Source organism: Kitasatospora sp. NPDC001132 (assembly GCF_053598415.1).
On the sequence record NZ_JBSFKF010000008.1, the window covers coordinates 61,280 to 83,184 of the forward strand.

General features: G+C 69.4%; 23 protein-coding genes. 13 read left to right on the top strand and 10 right to left on the bottom strand.

What is annotated here, in order from left to right:
• Positions 1 to 58: 58 nt before the first annotated feature.
• From ACWDBE_RS13490 to ACWDBE_RS13515, 6 genes are all read right to left on the bottom strand, one after another.
• Entirely contained in the window at positions 59 to 304 is a 246-nt protein-coding gene (locus ACWDBE_RS13490) for a hypothetical protein (protein WP_449808009.1), read from the bottom strand.
• Positions 301 to 819: a helix-turn-helix transcriptional regulator gene (locus tag ACWDBE_RS13495; RefSeq protein ID WP_449808010.1), complete on the bottom strand. Its 519-nt coding sequence runs from the start codon at positions 817 to 819 to the stop codon at positions 301 to 303. Before ACWDBE_RS13495 ends, ACWDBE_RS13490 begins: the two co-directional genes overlap by 4 nt.
• 32 nt (positions 820 to 851) lie before the next feature.
• The gene (locus tag ACWDBE_RS13500; RefSeq protein WP_449808011.1) at positions 852 to 2,360 is read right to left on the bottom strand and encodes a glutamate ligase domain-containing protein; all 1,509 of its coding nucleotides are present in this window, start codon (positions 2,358 to 2,360) and stop codon (positions 852 to 854) included.
• A 93-nt stretch (positions 2,361 to 2,453) separates the two neighbouring features.
• Complete coding sequence (locus ACWDBE_RS13505) at positions 2,454 to 3,875, bottom strand: glutamine synthetase family protein (RefSeq protein WP_449808012.1); 1,422 nt, start codon at positions 3,873 to 3,875, stop codon at positions 2,454 to 2,456.
• The gene (locus tag ACWDBE_RS13510; protein ID WP_449808013.1) at positions 3,872 to 5,371 is read right to left on the bottom strand and encodes an amino acid permease; all 1,500 of its coding nucleotides are present in this window, start codon (positions 5,369 to 5,371) and stop codon (positions 3,872 to 3,874) included. Before ACWDBE_RS13510 ends, ACWDBE_RS13505 begins: the two co-directional genes overlap by 4 nt.
• Before the next feature lie 53 nt (positions 5,372 to 5,424).
• Positions 5,425 to 6,330, bottom strand: a complete 906-nt coding sequence (locus ACWDBE_RS13515; protein WP_449808014.1) for a hypothetical protein — start codon at positions 6,328 to 6,330, stop codon at positions 5,425 to 5,427.
• A gap of 454 nt (positions 6,331 to 6,784) precedes the next feature.
• On the opposite strand from ACWDBE_RS13515, the gene ACWDBE_RS13520 reads away from it, so the two are divergent.
• Complete coding sequence (locus tag ACWDBE_RS13520; protein WP_449808015.1) at positions 6,785 to 8,110, top strand: DNA-binding protein; 1,326 nt, start codon at positions 6,785 to 6,787, stop codon at positions 8,108 to 8,110.
• Between the two features lie 64 nt (positions 8,111 to 8,174).
• On the opposite strand, the gene ACWDBE_RS13525 is transcribed toward ACWDBE_RS13520, so the two are convergent.
• A complete protein-coding gene (locus ACWDBE_RS13525) occupies positions 8,175 to 9,212 on the bottom strand; it encodes an NAD-dependent epimerase/dehydratase family protein (protein WP_449808016.1) in 1,038 nt (345 codons plus the stop codon).
• Positions 9,213 to 9,464: 252 nt separating this feature from the next.
• Between ACWDBE_RS13525 and ACWDBE_RS13530 the strand changes: the two genes are divergently transcribed.
• From ACWDBE_RS13530 to ACWDBE_RS13555, 6 genes are read left to right on the top strand one after another with little or no spacing between them, the layout of a single operon-like run.
• Entirely contained in the window at positions 9,465 to 9,605 is a 141-nt protein-coding gene (locus tag ACWDBE_RS13530) for a hypothetical protein (RefSeq protein ID WP_449808017.1), read from the top strand.
• 13 nt (positions 9,606 to 9,618) lie between these two features.
• Positions 9,619 to 10,809 (top strand): cupin domain-containing protein, encoded by a 1,191-nt coding sequence (locus ACWDBE_RS13535; RefSeq protein ID WP_449808018.1) that lies wholly within the window; start codon positions 9,619 to 9,621, stop codon positions 10,807 to 10,809.
• Complete coding sequence (locus tag ACWDBE_RS13540) at positions 10,806 to 11,651, top strand: aldo/keto reductase (protein ID WP_449808019.1); 846 nt, start codon at positions 10,806 to 10,808, stop codon at positions 11,649 to 11,651. Before ACWDBE_RS13535 ends, ACWDBE_RS13540 begins: the two co-directional genes overlap by 4 nt.
• On the top strand, positions 11,632 to 12,480 hold the full coding sequence (locus ACWDBE_RS13545) for a hypothetical protein (protein WP_449808020.1): 849 nt from the start codon (positions 11,632 to 11,634) through the stop codon (positions 12,478 to 12,480). Before ACWDBE_RS13540 ends, ACWDBE_RS13545 begins: the two co-directional genes overlap by 20 nt.
• 3 nt (positions 12,481 to 12,483) lie before the next feature.
• Positions 12,484 to 13,314 carry a hypothetical protein gene (locus ACWDBE_RS13550; protein WP_449808021.1) on the top strand — a complete coding sequence of 277 codons (831 nt, stop codon included), beginning with the start codon at positions 12,484 to 12,486 and terminating at the stop codon, positions 13,312 to 13,314.
• A gap of 52 nt (positions 13,315 to 13,366) precedes the next feature.
• Positions 13,367 to 14,086 (top strand): class I SAM-dependent methyltransferase, encoded by a 720-nt coding sequence (locus tag ACWDBE_RS13555; RefSeq protein ID WP_449808022.1) that lies wholly within the window; start codon positions 13,367 to 13,369, stop codon positions 14,084 to 14,086.
• Between the two features lie 65 nt (positions 14,087 to 14,151).
• Here ACWDBE_RS13555 and ACWDBE_RS13560 read toward each other — a convergent pair whose 3' ends face one another.
• The 3 genes from ACWDBE_RS13560 to ACWDBE_RS13570 are packed head-to-tail and all read right to left on the bottom strand — an operon-like array spanning position 14,152 to position 15,565.
• A complete protein-coding gene (locus ACWDBE_RS13560; protein WP_449808023.1) occupies positions 14,152 to 14,463 on the bottom strand; it encodes a DUF397 domain-containing protein in 312 nt (103 codons plus the stop codon).
• Positions 14,460 to 14,690, bottom strand: a complete 231-nt coding sequence (locus ACWDBE_RS13565; protein WP_449808024.1) for a DUF397 domain-containing protein — start codon at positions 14,688 to 14,690, stop codon at positions 14,460 to 14,462. The genes ACWDBE_RS13560 and ACWDBE_RS13565 overlap by 4 nt, the downstream gene beginning before the upstream one ends.
• A complete protein-coding gene (locus ACWDBE_RS13570) occupies positions 14,687 to 15,565 on the bottom strand; it encodes a helix-turn-helix domain-containing protein (RefSeq protein WP_449808025.1) in 879 nt (292 codons plus the stop codon). Before ACWDBE_RS13570 ends, ACWDBE_RS13565 begins: the two co-directional genes overlap by 4 nt.
• A 422-nt stretch (positions 15,566 to 15,987) precedes the next feature.
• Here ACWDBE_RS13570 and ACWDBE_RS13575 point away from each other — a divergent pair, with 422 nt between their 5' ends.
• The 6 genes from ACWDBE_RS13575 to ACWDBE_RS13600 all read left to right on the top strand — a co-directional run bounded on the left by ACWDBE_RS13575 (position 15,988) and on the right by ACWDBE_RS13600 (position 21,893).
• Positions 15,988 to 16,401: an ATP-binding protein gene (locus ACWDBE_RS13575; protein ID WP_449808026.1), complete on the top strand. Its 414-nt coding sequence runs from the start codon at positions 15,988 to 15,990 to the stop codon at positions 16,399 to 16,401.
• A 102-nt stretch (positions 16,402 to 16,503) separates the two neighbouring features.
• Positions 16,504 to 17,460 carry a hypothetical protein gene (locus ACWDBE_RS13580; RefSeq protein ID WP_449808027.1) on the top strand — a complete coding sequence of 319 codons (957 nt, stop codon included), beginning with the start codon at positions 16,504 to 16,506 and terminating at the stop codon, positions 17,458 to 17,460.
• Positions 17,457 to 18,884, top strand: a complete 1,428-nt coding sequence (locus tag ACWDBE_RS13585; RefSeq protein ID WP_449808028.1) for an FAD-dependent oxidoreductase — start codon at positions 17,457 to 17,459, stop codon at positions 18,882 to 18,884. The genes ACWDBE_RS13580 and ACWDBE_RS13585 overlap by 4 nt, the downstream gene beginning before the upstream one ends.
• Positions 18,881 to 19,669, top strand: a complete 789-nt coding sequence (locus ACWDBE_RS13590) for a nucleotidyltransferase domain-containing protein (RefSeq protein ID WP_449808029.1) — start codon at positions 18,881 to 18,883, stop codon at positions 19,667 to 19,669. Before ACWDBE_RS13585 ends, ACWDBE_RS13590 begins: the two co-directional genes overlap by 4 nt.
• On the top strand, positions 19,666 to 20,781 hold the full coding sequence (locus tag ACWDBE_RS13595; protein WP_449808030.1) for a radical SAM protein: 1,116 nt from the start codon (positions 19,666 to 19,668) through the stop codon (positions 20,779 to 20,781). The genes ACWDBE_RS13590 and ACWDBE_RS13595 overlap by 4 nt, the downstream gene beginning before the upstream one ends.
• 17 nt (positions 20,782 to 20,798) lie before the next feature.
• On the top strand, positions 20,799 to 21,893 hold the full coding sequence (locus tag ACWDBE_RS13600) for a radical SAM protein (RefSeq protein WP_449808031.1): 1,095 nt from the start codon (positions 20,799 to 20,801) through the stop codon (positions 21,891 to 21,893).
• The last annotated feature ends 12 nt before the right edge of the window (positions 21,894 to 21,905 follow it).

Sequence of the window (21,905 nt, forward strand, 5' to 3'; positions counted from 1 at the left end):
AGGTCGAAGGGGTGCGGCCCTGGCCCGAACGGCCGCCATGGGTACTGCGGGTTGCTGTTCAGCCGGACCGGCGGCGCTCGCCGGGGCGATCCGAGGCGTTCGGGGGCGGCGGGCGGTGGCCTACCAAGCGGTCGGCCACGCCGAGGGTGCACAGCGCGACGACGGCGAAGGTGCCCAGGTAGAGCGGCTGTCTGAAGGCGGCGCGGTGATCCAGCAGGTAGATGGCGCCGCCTCCGATCAGAACGCCGAGGAGGAAGCAGAGCGCGGCGAGACCGATGCGCCCGATGCCTCGGTGAGCGCTCACGGGGCCACCGCTTGCGGCTCTGTGGTGGGAACGAGCGGGCCGGCTGGCCACGCGGGGTCGATGCAGTTCAGCCAGACCAGCTGGGCGAGGACGCCGACGACGACGGCCTGCGGCTGGGAGTCGACGTTCAACTGGCTGAGCAGGCTCTTGGAGTAGGTGCGCATCGTGCTCGGCGCGATGCCGAAGTCGGCGGTCAGCTCGGGCGTGCTGCGCCCGCCCGCCCAACCGCGCAGAATCTGCAACAACCGCGGAGCCAACTGGGGGTTGATGGTCAGCGCTCCGCTGGGGTGCACCGGCTGGGTGACGATCCGGTGGGCGGCGGCCCATGCCGCGAGGTGCAGCACAGTGCGGGTGCCTGTCGTGACGAGCACCGCCTCGATCGCGCTGCGGACGTCGTCCCGTTGCAGCTTCGTGTCGGGGTCGGCGGCGATCTGGTCGTGACTGGCGCCGGCGGCGACCAGGACGATCAGCCGGCGCTCGGAGGCAGTGAGGGCGGGCAGGGGGCCGATGGCCACGGCGTCGTCTCCAGCGGGATGGTTCGGGCGGGTCACAGCTGCTGAGGGATCGGCATGCCGGGGGCAGCGAGGTGGAACAGCAGCCTCGGACCGAGCCGCTCGGCCTGGCCGGTGCCGATGACCAGGACGAGGTCGCCCTCGGCGGTCATCTCGAAGATCCGCTGCTCCGGGGCGGGTTCGCCCTGCCCGAGGCGGATGAGGTGGACCGTGCCCTGACCGAGCTTGTGAAGAGCGGCCTGCTCGACGGCCTCCAGCGGGTCGGGCCCGGTGTCCTCGGTCAGCGGGGTGCTGACCGGCAGCAGCACCGCGTGATCGGCGTCGGCGAGGGCGGCGCCGATTTCGGCGGCGTGCGCGCTGGTGCGGGCGATGCCGTCCGGTTCCACGACGACGACCACCGAGCCCTCGGTGAGCATCCTGGCGGCCGTGACATCCTGCTCGATCTCGCGCGGGTGCCGGGCACGGGAGTCCACGACGGTGACGCCAGCCTGAGTGCCGAGCACAGCCAGCGACCGCTCAGCCCCGCGGAAGCCGCCGGCGCGCTGGGTGACGGCCTGCGGGTCCTCCCCGACGACGAGGGCGGTGGCGATGGCTGCGCACACCGCCAGGGCGTGGTGACGGCCGGCGACCGGCACGGTGAACTGGTGCCGCTCACCCCCGTGGTGGAGGGTCAGGAGGTACTCGGTGCCGAGCCAGCGGGGCGGGAGGACCCATACGTCGGCGCTCTCCTCCAGACCGACCGTGACCACAGCGGGGCCGGGACGGTCGCTGAGTCGCTCGTGCACGATCTTGGCGCCCTTGTCCCACAGCGGCAGCACCACCGTGGCGGAAGCCCGGGCGAGGGCGGTGGCGGCGTCCAGAGCCTCGATGGTGTCCGTGAAGTGCGGGGCGTTCATCGTGGCGGTGGTGATCAGCGTCACGGCCGGGGTCGCCCTGGGGACGGGCTGCGGGCCGTGCGGGAAGCGGCTCCAGGAGGTGGCCTCGTGCGTGCCGGCGTCCGGGCACAGGTCCACGACCAGGCGCTGGCCGTGGATGCCCTGTCCGGGAACGCCGCCCTGGGTCGAAGCAGTAAGAATCCAGGAGGTACGGCCGTCGTCGAGGACTGCGGCCAGGGCTGCTGCCGCCGTGGCGGTGTCGTGGCTGCCGTAGACGGCCACCAGCGGCTCGCCGTGGTCCACGGTCAGCGTGGTGAGCGCCTGCGCGCGCGTGAGTACCGGCAGTCCCCGGGCCTGGGCCTGGTCGGTTTCCGGGAGCGGGCCCGTCGTCGCGCCGGACCACACCACCGCGGTTCGGTCGGCCTGGATGTGGTCGGTGTCGAAGCCAACGGCGACCTTCACGCCGGCCGTGCGCAGCCGGGCGGCGGCCGGGCTGTCCTGCTCGGCGTGGGTGATGCTGGCGGTGATGTCCATCCGGCGCGTGGCCAGCCACAGCGCGAGGCCCTCCATGCCGGGTGCGGTGGCGTCGACTAGGTGGGCCCGGGTCAGCACGTCGGCTCCGGTGGGTCGCGGGCTCGTATGGGTTGGGGGGCGGGTGGTGGTGTCCATTGACGGGATTCCTCGGCAGGGTCGGGGACGGACGGGGTTGGAACCGGGCCGGTCGCGGGTCTCGGGGGTTGGGCGCCGCGACCGGCCCGGGGCTCATGCCTGGGTGAGACCGCGCTCTAGCTCGACATCGCTCACGGCGGCGGCGTGGTGGTCCAGGTCCAGGCGGGCGACGGCGGCCAGGTGGGCGACGACGTGCTCGTCGAGCAGCTCGCTGGCCAGCGGGCTGGTCTCGAACGCGGAAACGGCCTCGGCCAGTGACAGCGGTACGGGCTCGGCCTCGCGGTCCAGGTAGGCGTCGCCGCGGGTGACGGCAGGGGGCTTGAGCCCGGACTCGATGCCATGCCGGATCCCAGCCAGGACAGCTGCCGACGCCAGGTAGGGGTTGGCATCGGCACCAGGCAACCGCACCTCCAGGCGCAGACTGCGGCCGTGACCGACCACCCGAACCGCACACGACCTGTTGTCCCGCCCCCAGCTGAGGCGAGTCGGGGCGAAGGAGTGGTCCCGCAGGCGCTTGTAGCTGTTCACGAACGGCGCCCACAGCGGGCCGAGGGCGGGAAGCGCCATCAGGAGTCCGGCCACTGCCTGCTCGCCCAGCTCCGACAGGCCGCCGCCGTACTCGGGACCGGCCAGCAGGACCGGCTGGTCGTCGACGTCGTGCAGCGAGACGTGCAGGTGCATGCCGCTGCCCACCCCGCCCGGCAGGGCCGCCATGAACGACGCTGTCATGCCATGCTCTTCCGCGACCGCCTTCGCGGCGTGCTTGAACAGCACGTGCTGCTCGCACGCCGCCGTCACCGGCCCGTAGGGAAAGGTGACTTCGATCTGGCCCAGCGCGCCCTCGCCTTTCACGGCCTCGGCGGGAAGGCCGGCCTCCGCGAGGACCTGCCGCAGGCGCCTGCTGAACTCCCGCACCGCCAGCGGCTGGTCGAGGGCGTAGTCGCGGTTGTCCCACACGGCGGGGCGAAGCTCGCGGAAGCCGGCCGCCGCCGCGCCCCGGGCGGTGCCCTCGAAGAGGACGAACTCTGTCTCCACCCCTACCTTCGCCGTCAGCCCGAGGCCAGCGAGGCGCTGCTCCTGCTCGTCGAGCACGGTGCCCGGGGCAAGGGGGTGTGGCAGGCCCACGCTGATCGGCTCCGCGAGCACCAAGGCGGTGGACGGCAGCCAGGGCAGGACGCGGGCGTACTGGGTGTCGGGCAGCAGCGCGACGTCCCCGAACCCGGACTCCCACGAGAACGACCCGCTGCGCGCAGCCGTCATCCCCAAGTCGGTACCGAGCACGTACCCGCACATCTCCGGCGAGAGCCCACCCGAGCGCAGCCGCTGCACCAGCGAGGCCGCGTCGAACTCCTTGCCCTTGAGGCGGCCTTGCGCGTCGACGGCAGCGAGCAGCACCGTCGTGATGCCGAAGGTGTCCACCAGCTGGTGCAGTGGCCCGGTCGGCGAGTTGCCGGCGGTGCGGTACCGGGCGGCCCGCATCGTCGCCGTACGGCCCGGGCGTCGGCGGCTGGTCACACGACCTCCTCGGTCAGCTCGACCAGCTCGGCCGACTGCTGGACCGGAGGCGCGTACGAGCGCCCTGCCTTGAGCCACCACGCCCAGGCCAGCAGCAGCACCACCCCGAGCGCCACGGGCGCGTAGTTGAAGGTGTCGACCGTCACCGGCGAGGACTGCGGCAGGCACACCAGCACGCTCACCACGGCCACCCAGCCGACCGCGATCCACCCGATCACCGGCCCCCGGCGACCCAGGTTCCACGGCCCGGGCTTGAAACGGCGGCCCCGGCGCAGCCGGAGGTAGATCGGCACCGCGTACGCCGGGGTCATGCCCACGACGTTGACCGCGGTCACCGCGCCGTACGCGGTGGCGCTGTACAAGGACGGCAGCGCGAGTACCAGCGCCGCCGCGAGCGACAGCCACACCCCGGCCACCGGCGTCCCGGTGCGCTCCGACACCCGGCTCCACAGAGCCGATCCGGGAAGCGCGCCGTCCCGAGAGAACGCGAACACCATCCTCGAGGCCGCCGCCGTCTCCGCATTGCCGCAGAACACCTGTGCCACGATCACCACGGTCAGGAGCGCCTTCGCCCCGGTCGTCCCGAGCGCGTCGATGAAGATCTGTGCGGGCGGCACGCCGGTGGGCGAGTTGAGGACGCCGTCGTAGTCCTGGACGGCGAACAGCATGCCGGCGAGCAGGACGGCGCCGGCGATCCAGCTCACCCAGATCGAGCGGACGATCCCGCGCGGCGCCGACAGCGATGCTTTGGTGGTTTCCTCGCTCATGTGCGCGGAGGCGTCGTAGCCCGAGAAGGTGTACTGGGCGAGCAGCAGCCCGACCGCGCTCACGTAGATCGGGTTGCTCCACCCGGTGTTGTTGACGAAGTGCCCGACCACCCAGCTGAGATCTCGGTGTTGGGTGGGCACGATCGCGAGCGCCCCGACGATCAGCACGACGCCGCCGATGTGCCACCACACCGAGATGCTGTTGAGCACCGACACCAGCCGCACGCCCCGCAGGTTCAGCACCGCGTGGAGCAGCAGGATTGCGGCGAAGATCCCGAACAGACCGCCCGGCGTCGGCGAGTACCCGAACTGCATGTTGAGGAAGGCGCCGACGAAGCTGGCGGCCCCGTAGTCGATGCCGCAGATTCCGCCCACCAGGCCGAGCAGGTTGAGCCAGCCGGTCATCCAGCCCCATCGGGGGCCGCCGAGCTGGTGGGCCATGAAGTACAGCGCCCCGCTGGTCGGGTAGGCCGAGGTCACCTCGGCGAGGGCCAGGCCGACGAACATGACCAGGCCGCCGACGCCGATCCAGCCCCAGATGATCACCGCCGGGCCGCCGGTGTTCAGGCCGAACGCGAGCATCGTCATGCAGCCGGACAGGATGCTGATGACCGAGAAGGAGCTGGCGAAGTTGCCGAACTCGCCCATCCTGCGGCGCAGTTTGGGCTGGTAGCCGAGCTGGAGGAGGCGTTCCTCGTCGGTCGGTGGTGCGGCCTGGGCGGGGGACATCGGGACAACCTCCATGCGGGAAGTCGGGTGATGGGAACGGGAGTGGCCGGGGCTCAGGCCAAGGCGGTCGCGCGGCCGGCAAGAGCCTGGTCCCGGGCGGTCAGCAGCAGAGCCTCCGCCTGGCCCGGGGAGTCGGCGACATGGGCCCACGGCGCCTTGGATGCGAACTGGCTCAGAGCGCCGAATACCTCGACGGCGGCGCCCATCTGGGCCGATGCCCACAGCGCGTGGGCGAGATGGCTGAGGTCGACGACCGGCCACGACCCCGGCGCCGCCACGGACCAGCTCTCGAACGCGCGCCGAGCACGGGAGAAGTGGGGCTCCCGGAGCCATTGTCGGAGCACGACTGCGGTGCGCCTCGGCTCGGTGCGGTACTGGTCTACCGACAGGTACAGCGGCAAAACTGCGAGTGGTGATCCGGCCGGAGCCTTCGACATGGCGAGGTGAACGAAGTCGGAAGCCGCTGGCCGGTAGACCCGGAGCCAGTAGCGGAGCATGCGATGGTGGGCCTCCCGGTTGCCCGGATCGCGTGTGAGCGCCTCGTCGAGCAGCCCCCACGGGCCGAGCGGCAGCATCGGGTCCGACGAGCGATACCGGTGCTCAGGGCGGCTCTTGGCGCGATCTAGCGTCGCCAAGGCGAGCAAGCACACCCACGGCACAGGGTCCGTGCGCATCACTTCGGCGGCGGCCTGGCACGCCTCGCGGGCCTCCTGCTCCAAGGGCTCGGCCTTCGGCGAGCCGGCCTCGGCTGCGGCCAAGGCGTGCTCGACCGTCACCCTGGTCCGCAGTATGGCGAGCCCGGGGTCGTCCGGCTCCTCGCGCCCCCAGTCGGCGAGGACAGTCGAGCGGGCGGCGACCAGTGCCAGGACCTGTGTACGAGAGGTCCGCAGGTCGGCGTTCTGCGTCGAGGCCAGCAGCCGCTGCGTCGACAACCAGCGCCCGGCCCGCAGGTCGTCCACTGCGGTCCGGAGCGCACCGTCGAACCCGGCAGGGTGATAGACCGGCCTGGGCTGAGCAGCAGCGTTGGGCGCGGGTGGCATGACCTGTTCCCCCTTCATGGTCCATCGGGACGCCAATCCGCCTACTGTCTGCGGGGCCCGAGCACGTCAGCGTGAATGTCGGCGGACAGCTGGGCACAGCCAGCGGTCGGGAAGAAGAGCGAGAAGCGTCGCGCTCACTTCGCGGACTGCGATCTAGGTGATCGGCCACCTACTGTCGCGCCCTGGCCGAAACAGCGCCACGGCACCCGGGTGTCATCTCACGCCTTGCGTAGCCATCACCCGGTCATCGGGGTGTCATCTCGTCAGATACAGCTGTGAGAAAGGCGCTTGTCGGGTATGGCTGGACCAGGTCCTCCGCGCGCAGGCGGCGGCCGGGCCGGGGTCGAGACCATTGGGGGCGGAGGCATGCGGAATGGCGAGTAAGACGCTACTGGGTGCCCTGGTCGAGAAGGCGGGATGGGAATTCCCGGACTTCCACAGGGAACTTCGACGCGCCGGGAACGAACTGGCACGAACGCTTAAAGACCCCCGGTTTCGCGACCTGGACATGTCGGAGGTGACGTTCAGGCGCTGGACTGCCGGGACGGTGAGCCGACCGACCTCCGTCTTCACTCAGACGATCCAGCACATGTTCGACAGGACGATCGCAGACCTCCTCGCGCCGCCAAGTGAGGAAGATCCTGCGGCAGTTACCCAGCAAGACCTCGAAAGAGAGCTCGCGATGACCGCACGCGAAGCATCCGACCACGCCGCTTCCGTGGCGTCCGCCTTCCTCTCAGACCTGTCCATCGACCAGGTCCAGGACGACGTTCGCCACCTCGCCCGCACCTACAACAACCGGTCACCCTTCGAGGTGCTCCGTGAAGCCCGGCAGCTTCGGACGAACGCCGAAGGTCTTCTGGATCGCACCCACATTCCCGAGCAGAAGCAGCTGCTGCTGATCGCGATCGGCCAGACGACGGCGCTGCTGGCCCTGGCCGCATTCGGACTCGGCTCCCTTGGCGAGGCGAGCCGACTCGCTCGTTCCGCGGGCATGTACGCCGAGGTCACCCGCTTTACCCCGCTGGCCGCGTTCGCGGCCGGCACGCTCGGCATGTTCGCCTACTGGGAAGGGCGGCCTGGTGAGGCGCTCCGCTTCATCCGGCAGGCGCAGTCGTTCCCCGGTGTCGGTACGGCTGGCCAAGCACGCATCGCTTCGATCGAGGCCCGAGCTTACGGGCACCTCGGTGACCAGCGCAGGGCCGCAGCGGCGGTCGCGCGCTTCCTCGACGTGGACGCCGTCGAACGCGACGAGCTCCACGACGATGTGGCCGGCGAGTTCCTTCACGGTCCGGAGCGGCTCGCGCGGTCACACGGCACCACGTTCGTGCTCCTGCGTGATGGCGCCAGTGCGCTGGAGCACACCCGGCGGGTGCTGGAGCTGCAAGCCAGCCTGCCTGCCGGGCAGAGGATTCCCCGGATCGACGCCGAGGCCAGGACGGACCTCGCCGCAGCATTGATCCTCAACGGTGAGGTAGAGGAAGCAGCCGAAGTCCTCACGCCCATCGCAGACCTCGCACCCGACCGGCGCGCCAAGGGTCTAGTCGAACGGGTCGTCCACGTCGGCAAACTGCTCACCACCGAGTCCGTCCGGACGTCACCGGTCGCTGCCGCCCTTCGAGAGGGGCTGGAGGAGTACACCCGAGTCGCGGCCCCGCGACAGTTCGGGGGCGCCGCCGCACGGCTAGCCATCGAGTAGAACAACAGAACCGCGACGGATGGGCGACCGCCACCATGGCGGTCGCCCATCCGTTGCATCCTGCTTAGCGAAGAGAGCCGGCAGCCGCCAGAATCGCCCGTTCCCGGTCCGCGTCGATTCCGAGAGCGGCTGCCCGCGGGTGCGGGACCGGGGCATTGCCGGCCTGGAGCCACTCCCAGGTGTCCCGAACCGTCTCCTCCAACGGTCGGCACCGGAACCCGGCCGTATACGCCGGTTCGGAGTCGACCTGCCAGACGCCCTCGCCCGTCCGCCACAGCGGAACTTCCGTCCACTGCCGGACGCCGTGCTCCAGCAGCACCTCGTCCGGTACCCACCGAAGCTCTCCCTTGCCGCCTGTCACCGCGAGACAGGACCCCAGGAAACTGCTCATCGTGTCTCGGCCGATCGGCGCGGTAGCGTTGTAGACGCCCCCTCCGGGCCGTTCAGCGAGATCGGCGGAGAAGCGCGCGACGTCGCGGACGTCGACCGGCTGGATGGTCTTGCTCGCCGAACCGGGCGCAAGGATCTGACCGCCGCGCTCAGCCCTCCGGAGCCACCACGGGAGCCGACCGACGTACTCGCGGGGCCCGAGGATCACACCGGGACGAACCAGGCAGGTCCGCTGCGCACCGAAGGTCTCGACCACTGCCCGCTCGGTGCCGGCCTTCTGCCTTCCGTAGTGCAGATTGGGCCCTCGCCAGCCCTCGGGGTTCCTGCCGTACTCGCGATCGGCGTCGGCGGGCCCGTCCAGCACCGGATCACCGACCTTGAGCGGGTGGTCCGGCCAGCCGGCGTACACCGAAACCGTCGAGATGTAGACGTAGCGCTCGGTGGCGCTCTCCAGCGCCCTCGCCCCAGCGAGCACCACGTTCGGCGGCTGCTCGGCAGCTGACGTGTCGATCACCGCATCCCACGGACCCTGCGCGGCCAGCCTGGCCAGATCCTCGACCGACGTGCGGTCGCCAACGACGTGCCGCACGCCAGGCAGGAGCACGCCGGATCGACCTCGGTTGAACGTCGTCACGCCCCAGCCGCGCCCCAGCGCCTCCTCAATCACGGCCGTGCCCAGAAACCAGCCTCCGCCGATCACCAAGATGTCCATGCCCGGAATCCTGCCCAGAACGAAGGCCCGTTGGCCACCCTGTCGTAGTGCGAAGCCGAGACGCCGCAGCTCGCGGCCGTGATCGTGGTGAAGATGACACCCCGATGACACCTGCGTGCGAATCAACCCGCGAGATGACAGCTGGACGACATGGCCCTGCCACGCCGTGCTCGGAACACTGGGGCACTCAGCCGCTGCGACACCTTCCGGTCCCCGGAACGGCCGAGCAGCGCCAGGAGGAGAGGAGATCCGATGGAGAACATCGCATCCGCGGTCCAGCCGGAGGAGGAGGGCGGCCTGCTGGTCGGCGTCCGCAACATCCAGGCCGCGCGTTCGCGGGCCGACGTGCCGTCCGACAACACCGGTGGCCGTTCCGACCAGAACGACACCTGAGAGACCGCCCACGATGCATGAGACCGCCTCGTGGGCGGTGCGCCTGGGTGGGGACCAGTTCCTCACCCAGGCGCTCCACCGCTCCTACGCCGTGATCCCCGCCGGGGGCACCGACACCGCTCCCCTCTTGTCCTGGGACGATCTGAACACCATCCTTGCCACCCACCGTATTGACCCGCCGCGGCTTCGTCTGTCGCTGGACGGGCAGACCGTTCCTGTCGGCCGGTACTCGACCCCGGCGACCAACCGGCGTGGGGTGACCTGGAATCGGCTGCACCCCGCGCAGCTCCACGCTCAGCTCGCCGAGGGCGCCTCGCTCGTGGTGGACGCGATCGACGAGATCCACCCGCCGATCCGCACCGCCGCCGAAGCGTTGGAGCGCTTCATCGGCACCCCCGTGCAGACCAACCTCTACGCTTCCTGGACGGAGAAGGAGGGCTTCGGCCGGCACTGGGACGATCATGACGTGGTCGTGGTCCAGCAGTACGGGGCGAAGCGCTGGCGGCTGTGGGAGCCGACCAGGCAGGCCCCGACCTTCCGCGACGTGGACTCCCCGGAGGAACCCGAGGGTGAGCCGGTCGCGGACGTCGTCCTCCACCCGGGCGACGTCCTGTACCTGCCGCGCGGCTGGTGGCATAGCGTCACTGCCGACCAGGGCAGCGAGTCGCTGCACCTCACCTTCGGACTGGTCGCCCAGACCGGCGCCACGCTCCTGGGCTGGCTGGTGGGCGAGCTGCACGAGAGCACCGCCGTGCGGAAGGACGTGCCGCTCCATGCCGGAGCGGACGAGAAGGCCGGGTATCTGGCCGATCTGAGGAGTGCGGTGCTCACCGCGCTGTCGGACCCTGACCTGATCGACCGCTGGGCCACGGCCTCCGGCACCACCCACTTCGGCCGACCGGCCCCGTCCCTGCCCTTCGTGGACACGCTCCCCGCGGAGCCGGAGATCAAGGTGCGGATCACCGCCCCTCGCGCCGAACTCACCAGCAACCCCACCGCCCGGACCGTCACCCTGTCCGCAGCCGGAACCGCATGGGACTTGTCCGAGCGGGTCGAGCCCGTCCTGCAGGCCCTGCTGACCGGCGACCCGGTCAGCCTTGGGGAACTCGCCGAAGCTGCCGGGCTGGAGGTCAAGGACCTGGCCAGCGTCCTCACCATCCTCGTCCAGGGCCAGACCCTCGCCGTGGTCGGGGTCGGCCGGTGAGCCCGGACCTCGGCCTGGGGACCTACCGGGTGCGCGCCGCCGGCGAAGCGGCGCGCACCGCCCTCACGGCCGGCGCGAAGTGGATCGACACCGCCCCTAACTACGGCCACGGCCGGGCACACCACGACCTGGCCCCGGTGCTCGCCGAGCACCCGACCGCCAAGGTGACGACGAAGACCGGCTTCTACCCGGACGGCCACCACAGCATCGCCCCACTGGACGTCCGCGCCCAGACTGAGGAATCGCTCGCCGTCCTCGGTCGTGCCGACATCGTCTTCGTCCACAACCCCGAACGGTCCGACCACGACCAGCAGCAGCTACACCACAACCTCCGCGCCGTGTTCGCCGTGCTGGAGGAGTTCGCGCAGGCCGGCCGCATCGGGGGTTACGGCGTTGCCACCTGGGCTGGCTTCACCGATCAGGCGTTCACCATCGCCGAACTGATCACGCTGGCCATCGAAGCAGCCGGGTCGGCGAACCACCACCTCGCCGGCGTCCAGCTGCCGGTCAGCCTCGTCATGGCCGAGCCGATCACCCAGGCCCTCGACGGAGCCGGGCCGCTCGCCCACGCGCGCGACGCCGGGATCACCACGTTCGCCTCCGCACCCCTGCACGGAGGCGAACTGCCGGGCCTGATGACACCCGAACTGGTGAACCTCATCCAGCCGGGATCGACCCCGCACACCGCCGCGTTCCAGCTCATCGGCGCCTGCCCCGCGCTGGACGTCGTCCTCACCTCGACCAGCACCCTCCAACACTGGGAGGATGCCCGGAACGCTCTCGCCCAGCCGATCCCCGACGCACGACTCAGGACGGTGCTCGATGTCCTTTCAGCCGGATGACGACACCCGGCACGACCTGACAGCAGCCCACCAGAAGGCCGCCGGATTCCTCAGCTTGGTGTGCACCGGACCGCGGGTCTTCGGCACCTCCGGCACCACAGTCGGCCGCCGGGCCGAGGACCTCTGGCTCCGGGTCTCCAGAAGCAGCCGCCTCCGGGCGCCCCGGCCGACCGGCCAGGGCGCCCTCGGCGCTGAACAGCTCGTCCCCGCCTCCGTCCCGCGCCCCCGGCTCCACGACACCGTGGACTGGACGGAGGCCGGCTGGTTCTACCAGGCCGACGTTTTCGACCTGGTAGGTTCCGCGGTCTCCTCGACCCCGGACCTCCGCGATGACCCCGGCCTGGACAACAGCTGGTGGACCGGGCTGCGGGACGCGGTGGCCGGCATCGCGGAAGCACCGAGCACGAAGATCACTCTGCGCCAGACATGGGTTGAAGAGGTCTTCCCGAAGTACCTCGGCGTCCCGGCCCCAGCCGAAATCGAGCGGACCACCGGCCACGGTGATCTCCAGTGGGCCAACCTGACTGCAGCGCCGCTCAAGATCCTCGACTGGGAACGCTGGGGCCTGGTGCCGGTCGGCTACGACCCTGCGGTCCTGTGGGTCAGTAGCCTCCTCGTGCCCGTGGTCGCGGACCGCATCCGCACGGAGTTCGCCGACATCCTCGACACTCCGGCTGGACGCGTGGGTCAGCTCATCGCTCTCGCGGAGATACTCCAAGCTGTCGATCGGGGGTACTACCCAGAACTCGCCCCGCTCCTCGCCGAGCGGGCACGTGAGCTGACCGGTGTCACCCCGCCGCAGGGCACCGACGCCAGCCTCGTCCGGTAGACCATGGACCTCCGGCAGGAGCCCGTCGATCACGTCCTGGACCAGGTGGAGCAGCGCCTCGGCACGAGGCTGGACCGGCGCAGCGTGGTGCGCAAGCGCCGGACGGTCGGAGCCGGCACCGACCGCGGCAGCTGGACCCGGGTTGAGCGCCGCCCCTGGTCGCGGGCGCGGGAACAGGGCTGGGGCGGATTCGAAGCCGCAGCGGTGTTGCCCGGCGTGGCGATGCCACGCTGGTACGGGTCGGCGACATGGCAGGACCCGGACGACCAGGCGATCTGGCACGCGGACGAGATCTCGCTGCTGCCCGAACTCCCGGTCGGACCCGCGGTGGTGACAGTCGACCCGGAGCTGCCGGACGATTGGTGGCGTTCGCTGAACGCCTCGCTGGCAGAGCTGGCCCTTCAACGAACGGCCCGGGTGGCGGCCCCGGACACCGAACGGATCACGCAGCAGCTGGTCGACGACACCATCAAGGCCGCCTTTCCCGGAGCGCACGACACTCGGGTGGAGCGGTGGTGTCCTGCTCACGCCGACCTGAACTGGGCGAATGTCACCGGCCCTGGTGAGTTCTGCATGTTCGACTGGGAGGACTGGGGAATGGCGCCAGGCGGACTCGACTCGGCGTCGCTGTACGCCGCCTCCCTCGCCGTACCGGCGCTCGCGGACCGGGTACGCAGGGAGCGCCGGGCAGACCTTGAGAGCCGCGACGGGATGGTGATGCAGCTGTTCGTACTGGCGAAGATCGTCGGATCACACGCCGGTCCGAACGACCCGCGAATGGGGCCGGCGCGCCGGGAGGCCGCGCGGCTGATCCACGCTCTTCAAGGGGACTGAACGTCACCCTGACTGCAAGGCGCCACCGTCAGCGAATAGGGAAGGAGAACGCATGGACCCCACCACACGCCGTCCGGTCGGCCACGAGGCCGAGGAGATCGCGAGCGCGAAGGAGCGAGGCTGGAGCGATCTGGCACCCATCGACGACGCCTACCAGGCGGGCAAGATCACGGCCAACGAGTGGCACGCCGCCGTCCTGGGAGTCATCGAACCGGCCTACCTCAACGGCGACAACCCGCGGGCCCAGTCCGGCCACAGCGGCGACGAGATCCGCTGGCGAGAAGCCCGCAGCCTGCTCGTCGACCTCCTCCCGCCCCACGGTGGGACGTTCCTCGACATCGGATGCGCCAACGGCCACCTGATGGAGAGCCTGACCGGCTGGGCGGCCGAAGCCGGGATCATCATCGAGCCCTACGGGGTGGAGATCTCCACCGCCCTCGCCGACCTCGCCCGAACCCGCTGCCCCAAGTGGGCGCGTCGAATCTGGACCGCCAACGCGATGGGCTGGAAGCCTCCGCATCGCTTCGACGCCGTTCGCACCGGCGTGGACTACGTGCCGGCGGACCGGCGCGGAGCGTACGTTGCCCATCTACTGGACCATGTCGTCGCCCCGGGCGGCCGGTTGATCATCGGCGTCTACAACGAGGAGCGAGACCAGTCCACGACGGCGGACCTGCTGCGGTGCTGCGGCTACACCCCGGCCGGTACCACCACAAGAGACCACCGGCACCCCAAGATCCAGTACAAGGGTCTGTGGCTGGCCAACACTTGAGCAAGCGCTTCGCCAGGCCACCGGGGCAAGCACCGCCCCGGTGCCCTGACAAGCAGGCGCGTTTCTCAGCAGGCCGGCACCGTCTGCGAACCGCCAGCCATCGCGAGTAGCGCTGGCACGGAGGCCAGGGCATGGCCCATGTCGGCGTCGAATTCGCCGTCTTCAAGTCCCAGCAGGAATGCCTTCCACTCGTTGGCGTCGAACCGCAGGATGGTGCCCTTTGGGTCGGCCGAGTGCCGGAGTGCCACGGCGCCGTCCGGGAGGGATGCCACTTCCAGGCGGTCCGCAGGGTCGCTGCCGGGCGCCGCCAGCCATACTGCGGCGCTGAGATCGAGGGCGTAGAGGGCTGCCTTGGCCGTGCATGCCGGGTGGCTCATACCGCGACCAGCCTGCCAGCGAGAAGCGCTGCGGCGAACTGATGCATCGAGTGGTTGCTGGTCCTGATCGGTGGGATCTGGAGGTTCTTCGAGTCGCGGATCGCGACCGCCGGCATCGTAGGCACCGGGGCGAGTTCCACGCATTGGCCGTTGTTGGCGGTGTACTTGCTTTTGTGCCAGTTGGCTCCGGCAAGGGGGGCCGCGTACAGCTCCGTCGCATTGATCATTCTGATGCCAGTTTTCTCTCGGTCTGCTCGATCAGTTCGAGGCTCTCGTCGACGCTGAGGGCGGCGTCGGCGAGGTAGCTGGACAAGCGGTGAAGACGCCGCAGACCCAGTGCATCGTCAACAAAGACGCTACCAGTCACGTGCTCCGCGAACGCGACCTCCGGGGCCTTTTGGCCTTCGTTCGTGAAGGTGCTGAACGCCCCGGTCAGGGTTCCCTCTTCGCCCTTGCTGAAAGGGATCACGCGGAGATCGACATTGGGTAGGGACATCATTGTGTGGAGGTGACGCAATTGCGCAGCCTGGACAGCAGGGCCGCCGACGTGGAACTCAAGCGCAGCCTGGGTGATCACGCCGCAGAACCGCAGCGGCTCGTCCTCGTGCTGGATTCTGTGCTGGCGGCGCATCTTGACCTCGACGAGGCTGTCGATCTGGTCTGGGCCGAGTGCGGCGAAGCCGACGGCGGTGACCGCGCGGGCGTAGTCCTCGGTCTGCAGCAGGGAGGGGACGTAGACGATTTGGTAGTCGAAAACGCCAGCTGCCTCGTGCTCGTAACGGATGAACTCGACGTATCGCGAGCTGAGGACATCAGCGTAGGAGTCCCACCACATGCTGGTCCGTTTGCGGCCCCGTTTGAACAGCGCCTCCAGGTGGCTGCGCTCTTCGTCGGGGACCTCGAAGATCCCCATCAGGACGTCGAAGTCCTCGGCGGTGGCGCTGCGTTGTCCGGTTTCGATCCGGGTGACCTTGGAGACGCTGCACCCCAGGCTGACCGCGACGTCCGCGGCGGTGAGGTCGCGCTCGTCGCGCCTGCGCCGTATGTCGGCGCCGAACTGCTTTCGCGCGGTAGCCGGGCTGCTCGGGACGGTCGCTGCCATCTGGTCCCCTCCGAGGTTCAGCCGCGCCTATCCGGTCAGAGTAGGCCACCTCCGCCCGGTCGCGGACAGTGTATGCGTACGTTGCCGCTCATGTGACTGGCATCGGGACTGGCAATTTGCCAGTCACATGCTTGACGGGATGTCACTAGACGGAGGACGCTAGTGATGTGACGCAGCGCATGCCCGCCGCTCCGGGGTGCTATCGCTGTGTGCGAGCGACTTGCCTCGGAGAGGACATCCATGGCATTCGGCCGTCCGCCCGCCCCCTGCGTTCGGCTGGCCGAGGCGGGAATGGCCCGCGGATGATCAGCCGGGCTGTCCTCGGGCCTCGGGGCCTCGCGGGGGTGTTCCGAGTCTGCGCTGCACCACGGACCCGTCGGTGATCGTCGGCAGTGCCGACATCCCCAGCCCCGGGAGGGTTGATGTTCGTCGCCGTGACTGAGCCAGCCAGGCGGTACCACGCGGTCCTGGCGGGCATCCAGCCTTGCGACATCGGAGTTCTGCGCACCATCACCCACCTCCATCTGAAGCTGTGGGGCAGGGAGGAACTGGAGGAGCTGGTTGCCCTGGGCGTGAGCGAGTTGCTCGCCAACGTCCTCCAGCACGCTGCGACCGACCGCTGCGAACTGCTCATGTTCGAAACCGAATCCGGGGTCGTCGTCGAGGTCACCGATGGCTGCAAGGCCCTTCCCGTGATCAAAGAGCTGTCAGACGGCGGGACTGGTGGACGGGGGCTCCACATGCTTTCCGTATTGGCTGCGAGGCTCGAATTCTGCCCCCTGCTCACGGGAAAGTGCGTCCGCCTCACGCTGGATGGGACCGAGCGCCAGAGATAGGACGCGGTAACACCACGTCGCATTGCCGGGCGCGTCCGTGGCCCCGATGCATCGCCGGCGCTTCTTGCCGGCGCCAGACCACTCGAAACTGAGGAGGTACTCATGGCCGAAACCGCTGATCCACCATGCGAAGAGAGGATCAGCTCGGCAGATGCCATAGGCCGGATTGCATGGTGCGCCTTCAACGACGCCACCACTCACTCGCTGGGGGAACTGGGAGCGTCGTTTCAGCAGTTGGACGGCGCGGTCAGTACGGACTCAACGACCGGGCTGTTGCTACGAACCTGTCACCGCGTTGAGTGGTACGCGGCGGAACCCGCGCTGATGGACACCGCGCCGGTCTCGATCCGGCTCAGCCGAAGGATCACTGGCCACGAGGCCGCAGCCTCCAGACTGGCTCAAATCGCAGCCGGCACGATGTCCCTGATCCTCGGGGAGCAGTTCATCTTCCAGCAGGTGCACGCGGCCTTCGACAGGTTGTCCGCTGACCACCCCCTTCGGCCGGTAGGGGCAGAGGTGCTCCTGCTGGCCAGCCAAGCTCGGCGCCGGTTCGGCCTCCGGGCTCGACTCGACTACCGCGACCTCGCCCGAACCCTGCTGGGCGCGTCGACCGCCCAGCCGAGCAACCTCGTCGTGGTCGGGGGCGGCATGCTCGCCCAAGCCGTCGCACATGAACTCGGTGATGATCGCCGCGTCTTCCTTCTGACCCGCAGCCCCAAGAAACTTCGTCGGCTCCTGCGGGCCGGATCCGCCAGGACGACCGTTCTACGGATCACGGACCTGCCCGACACCGTTCGGGACAGCGGCTTCGACCTGGTGCTCGCTACGTCCGGGCTCACGCCGCAGTACCGCGAGCACATCGCGCGCCTCGTGGATGCCGCCGCCCGCCGGCTGGTCGTCGACCTGTGCGCGACGCCCGTCCTGCGTGAGCGTTCGAACTACCAGTACCTGCACCATCCGGCCGTCACCGACCTCATCGAGGACGCCAATCGCCCGGCCGTCGAGGCCGCTCGCGCGGCGTCCTCCTGGATCGAGAACCACTACGGAGGCCGCAGTTGACCACGATCGTCGACACGCTGGTGATCGGCGCTGGCCCCGCTGGGCTTGTCGCCGCCGATCATCTCGCCGAGAACGGAGCCCGGGTGCTGCTGGTCGACGCCGGCCGCCCCTACCGGCGTCGCACCTGCCCGGTGGACCTCATGCGCTCCTGTAACGGCTGCAAGGGCATCTGCAACGTGATCTCCGGATTCGGCGGCTCCATCCACTACGGGGACGGGGTCAAGCTCTCACAGTTCCCCAGCGGCCGGAGGCTCGCTGAACTCCTCGGCATCGAGCGGGCCGAAGATCTCGCCGACCGGGCCGTGCGGCGACTGTGCGGTGCAGAGCAGCCGACCTTCCGCGGAGCCCTCCCCACCGCCGGACCGTTCAAGATCAAGGACTATCCGGTGGCCTCGATCAGCGCGGCGCAGGTCCGCACGCTGATCGAACGGTTCCACCACCGCATCACAGCTGCCCCGGGCACCGAGTTACGGATGCAGACACAGGTCACGTCACTGCGTCCGCTCGGACAAGGGTGGCGAGCCGAGACTGTGGGGCAGGCCGGCACGAGCGAGACTGTGCACGCGAGTTCGGTGGTCGTCGCAGTTGGACGGCGCGGCCAGCGCTGGTGGCAGCAGTCTCTTCGGCGCCTCGGGCTCTCGTACTCCGCGCCCGCTCCCTCTGTGGGAGTCCGCTTCGAGGCCCCGACGGCACTCCTGCGGCGCGGGTCCGACATCCACGAGGACTTCAAGACCACCATCGTCACCAACGGGGTGAAGATCAAGACGTTCTGCTACTGCGCCGGTCCGGGCGGCGGCCGAATCAAGTTCACGGACTACGGCGACCACACGCTCCTCGACGGCCACGTCATCCCTGAGGCGAAGTCGGGCAGCACCGCGAACTTCGCCCTGCTGGCACAGCTACGAGCCCCCGACGGTACTCCGCGCACCACCGCCTGGGTCGAGGAGAACCTCCTGGTGCCGTACCGGGCGCTGAGGACCGACCGACGGGGAAAGCCCGTCCTCCAGTGGTACCCCGACTTCCGCAGCCGTTCCCTCGCCTGCACCGACCTTGAACAGTTCGCCAAGCTCAGCGGGTTCCACCCCTCGCTTCGCGACTACCAGGTCGCCGACCTTGCGGGCATCCTGCCCCAGGACATCCAGACTGCCCTGAGCGATGCCTTCGAAGACCTGATGGCCTACTTCACCGGCGACGCTCTGGCCGGCCCCACGGCCTCCCAGATCGCCGTGATCGGCCTTGAACTGGAGAACCTCTGGGACGAGTTGAACCTCACCGACAACCTTGAGACCACGGCCCCTGGTCTGTACGCGGCCGGGGACTGCACGGGGCTGGCCCAGGGCATCCTCCAGGCCGCCGTCGGCGGCCTCGCCGTGGCCGAGGCCATCGCCGGCCGCCCCGGCGGCACCACCGGGCTGTCCGCATGACCGCCACCCAGGCCGTCTCAGCGGCCAGCCGAGCCGCCGTCGAGGTCTTCGGCGACGACCTCCTGTGCTCATTCGTCGGCGGCTCGTACGCACGCGGAAGCAACAAGAAGACCAGCGACATCGACCTGTTCGTCGTCACCGACCGCAGCGACCACGAACGGGAGCGGCTCTTCGCCGAGCGTCTGCGCGACGTCCACTTGGCCGCCGGCCTTGACTTCGACCACTGCGGAGAAGTCCTCACCCTCGAGACCCTCAATACCCTGCTGGCCTTCACGGAAGACTGCATCGCGGCTGTGCCGGCCGTTCAGCGGTCCGCCTGCTACCTCGCTGACTGTCCGCTGTCGGTTTTCCGCAAGGGCGACGTGGTCTTCAAGTTCCTCACCGACCCGAAGATCGCCGTCCACGACCCGGCGGGCCTGCTGCCGGCGCTCGAAGCCCGGGCCGCGACCTACTTCTCCGCCTGGCCGATGCCCCGTGTCCAGGAGCACAAGGGCCGGTTGCGCCTGCCTCCCGGCAGCCCGCAACAGCGGCTCGCCGGCCTGTGGCAAGACAGAGACACCACCGACGCCTGGACCGACACTCCAGTCGGAATCGGCCTGGAGCGCTGGTTCGGCACCGAGCTGCCCGCTCGATCCGAAGCTCTGCACCAGGCCGGCCCCGTCACCGCGCCAGCTCTGGACGGCACCAGCTGCCCGCTGCCTGTCGTCGCCGGCACCGCCCTGGCGACATCCCTGATCGCCCAGTGCCTCGCCTTCCTCCACACCGAACCGGAAGGACACCGATGACCACCGTCTCCCTCGGCATGCCCACCCCGCGGCTGCCGATCTACCGCCAGACCCGCGAACGGTTCGTCTTCCTCTACCCCACCACCGCCTGCGGCCTGCGCTGCAAGACCTGCTACGTCGGCAACGACCGCCTCAACGCCGCCAACACCATGAGTGTCGAGACCGCCATCAAGATCATGGACTACTTCCGGATCACCGGGGGCCACGACAAGCTCTACCTCCTGGGCGGTGAGCCCACCATGCACCCCGAGCTGCCCGCCATTGTCAGCGAGGGCCGCAAGCGCGGCTACCAGGTCACCATCAGCAGCAACGGCGACTTCGACGACGAGCTGTTCGACAAGATCCCGCCGAGCACTCTGAACAGCTTCAACTTCTCCCTGGAGTCCGCCGACCCGCGCATCCACCGCAAGATCCGCGGCAATCCGACCAACTACGACAAGGTCGTCCGCCACATCCGTCAGGCACGCGAACTCGGCTACCAGGTCCGGGTGATGTGCACCGTCTCGCAGACCAACCGGGAACGAGCTCTCGACCTCATCCCCTTCCTCGCCGAACTCGGCGCCCACACCCTCAGCTACCACAACCTCGGCAAGACGGGGAACGGCGCGCGCTTCCTCCAACCGCTCAGCCCCACCGAGTGGATGGACTTCTGCGCCGAGATCGAAGCCTTCCCGCCCGAGCCGCGCCTGGCCGTCTACTACCCGCCGACCTTCGTCAAGGCCGACGACCAGGCGGCATGGTTCGAGCGGGGCTACCCCGGCTGCCCGGCTCGCACCCTCGACCGCCCGCACGTCTACCCCGACGGTACCGTCTTCGCCTGCCCCGTCTTCATGGACAACGGTCGGCACTACGCCACCTTCGACGGCGACCGGCTCGTCCTGAACCCCGACCCGAACAACGAACTCAACGCCTACCTCACCGCCGACCCGGTGTGCACCGGCTGCCCCAACACCGACACCTGCGGCGGCGGCTGCCCCGCCTACTCCCAGATCCCCGCCTACCAGGACGAGGGTTTCTACTCCTGCGACCGCGACACCACACCGCTGTGCATCCTGTGGACGGTCTCCGCCTGGGGTGCCCGCGAAGACGACTCGCTGCACGCCCTGCGCTGACAAGGGAGACAACCACTGTGACCGACACTCTCGAACACGCCGCCGTCCATGCCACTGCGGCCAAGGAACCGTTCCTGTTCCTCTACATCACCGAGAAGTGCCAACTGCGCTGCAAGCACTGCTACATGGGCGACCGCCTCGACGCCGAGCGGCGAATGACCCCCGCCATGGTCGAGGACATTCTCTCCAGCCTCCGCGTCGCCTACGGCCAGTACAAGGTCTACCTGCTGGGCGGTGAGCCGACCACCCACCCCCAGTTCGGCGACATCCTCGACATCTGCAAGGCCCAGGGGTACAAGGCCGTCCTGACCTCCAATGGCCTCATCGCCCCGAAGACCTGGCCCCTGCTGAAGGGCCGCCTCGACTCCTTCTCCTTCTCCATGGACGGCGCCCACCAGGAGACGCACGAGCAGATGCGCGGCGAGAAGACCTGGCGCCCCCTGCTCACGAGCATGAAACGCGCCGTCGCCGACGGCTTCCAGACCCGCGCCATCTTCACCGTCACCACCGCCAACAGGGCCGACGTGTTCGACGCCATCGACCTCGCCGACTCCATCGGCCTGGAGATGCTCTCCTTCCACTACTTCACCCCCACCGGCCTGGGCCTTGACAAGCCCCACTTCCAGATCCCGCCGACCGAATGGGTGCAGCTGTGCGCCCAGATCCGCGAAGCCGCCACCGGACGTCGCGTGCGCGTCTTCTACCCGCCCGCGTTCGCCACCGCCGATCAGCTCCCCGCTCTGCGGGCCGCCGGATACGGCGGCTGCACCGCCCGCAACCTCGAACGCCTCGCGATCTTCCCCGACGGCAGGGTGTACATCTGCTCGGCGTTCTTCGACACCGACCTCCACTACGGCGAGTTCCGCAACGGGGTCATCCACCCCCGTCTCCAGGACGGCATCAGCGAGCTCACCCTCGTCAACACCATCTCCACGAACTGCCGCACCTGCCCGCACAGCTCCACCTGCGGAGGCGGCTGCGCGGCCTACGACCACCTGCAGAAGACCCTCGTCAGCAGCGACTGCGACCGGACCACGATCCCGGTCTGCCCGCTGTGGTCGATGCCCGCCGAACCAGAGGGCACCGAGCACCGCCTCGTCGACCTGCGCTGAGCAACCGGAAGA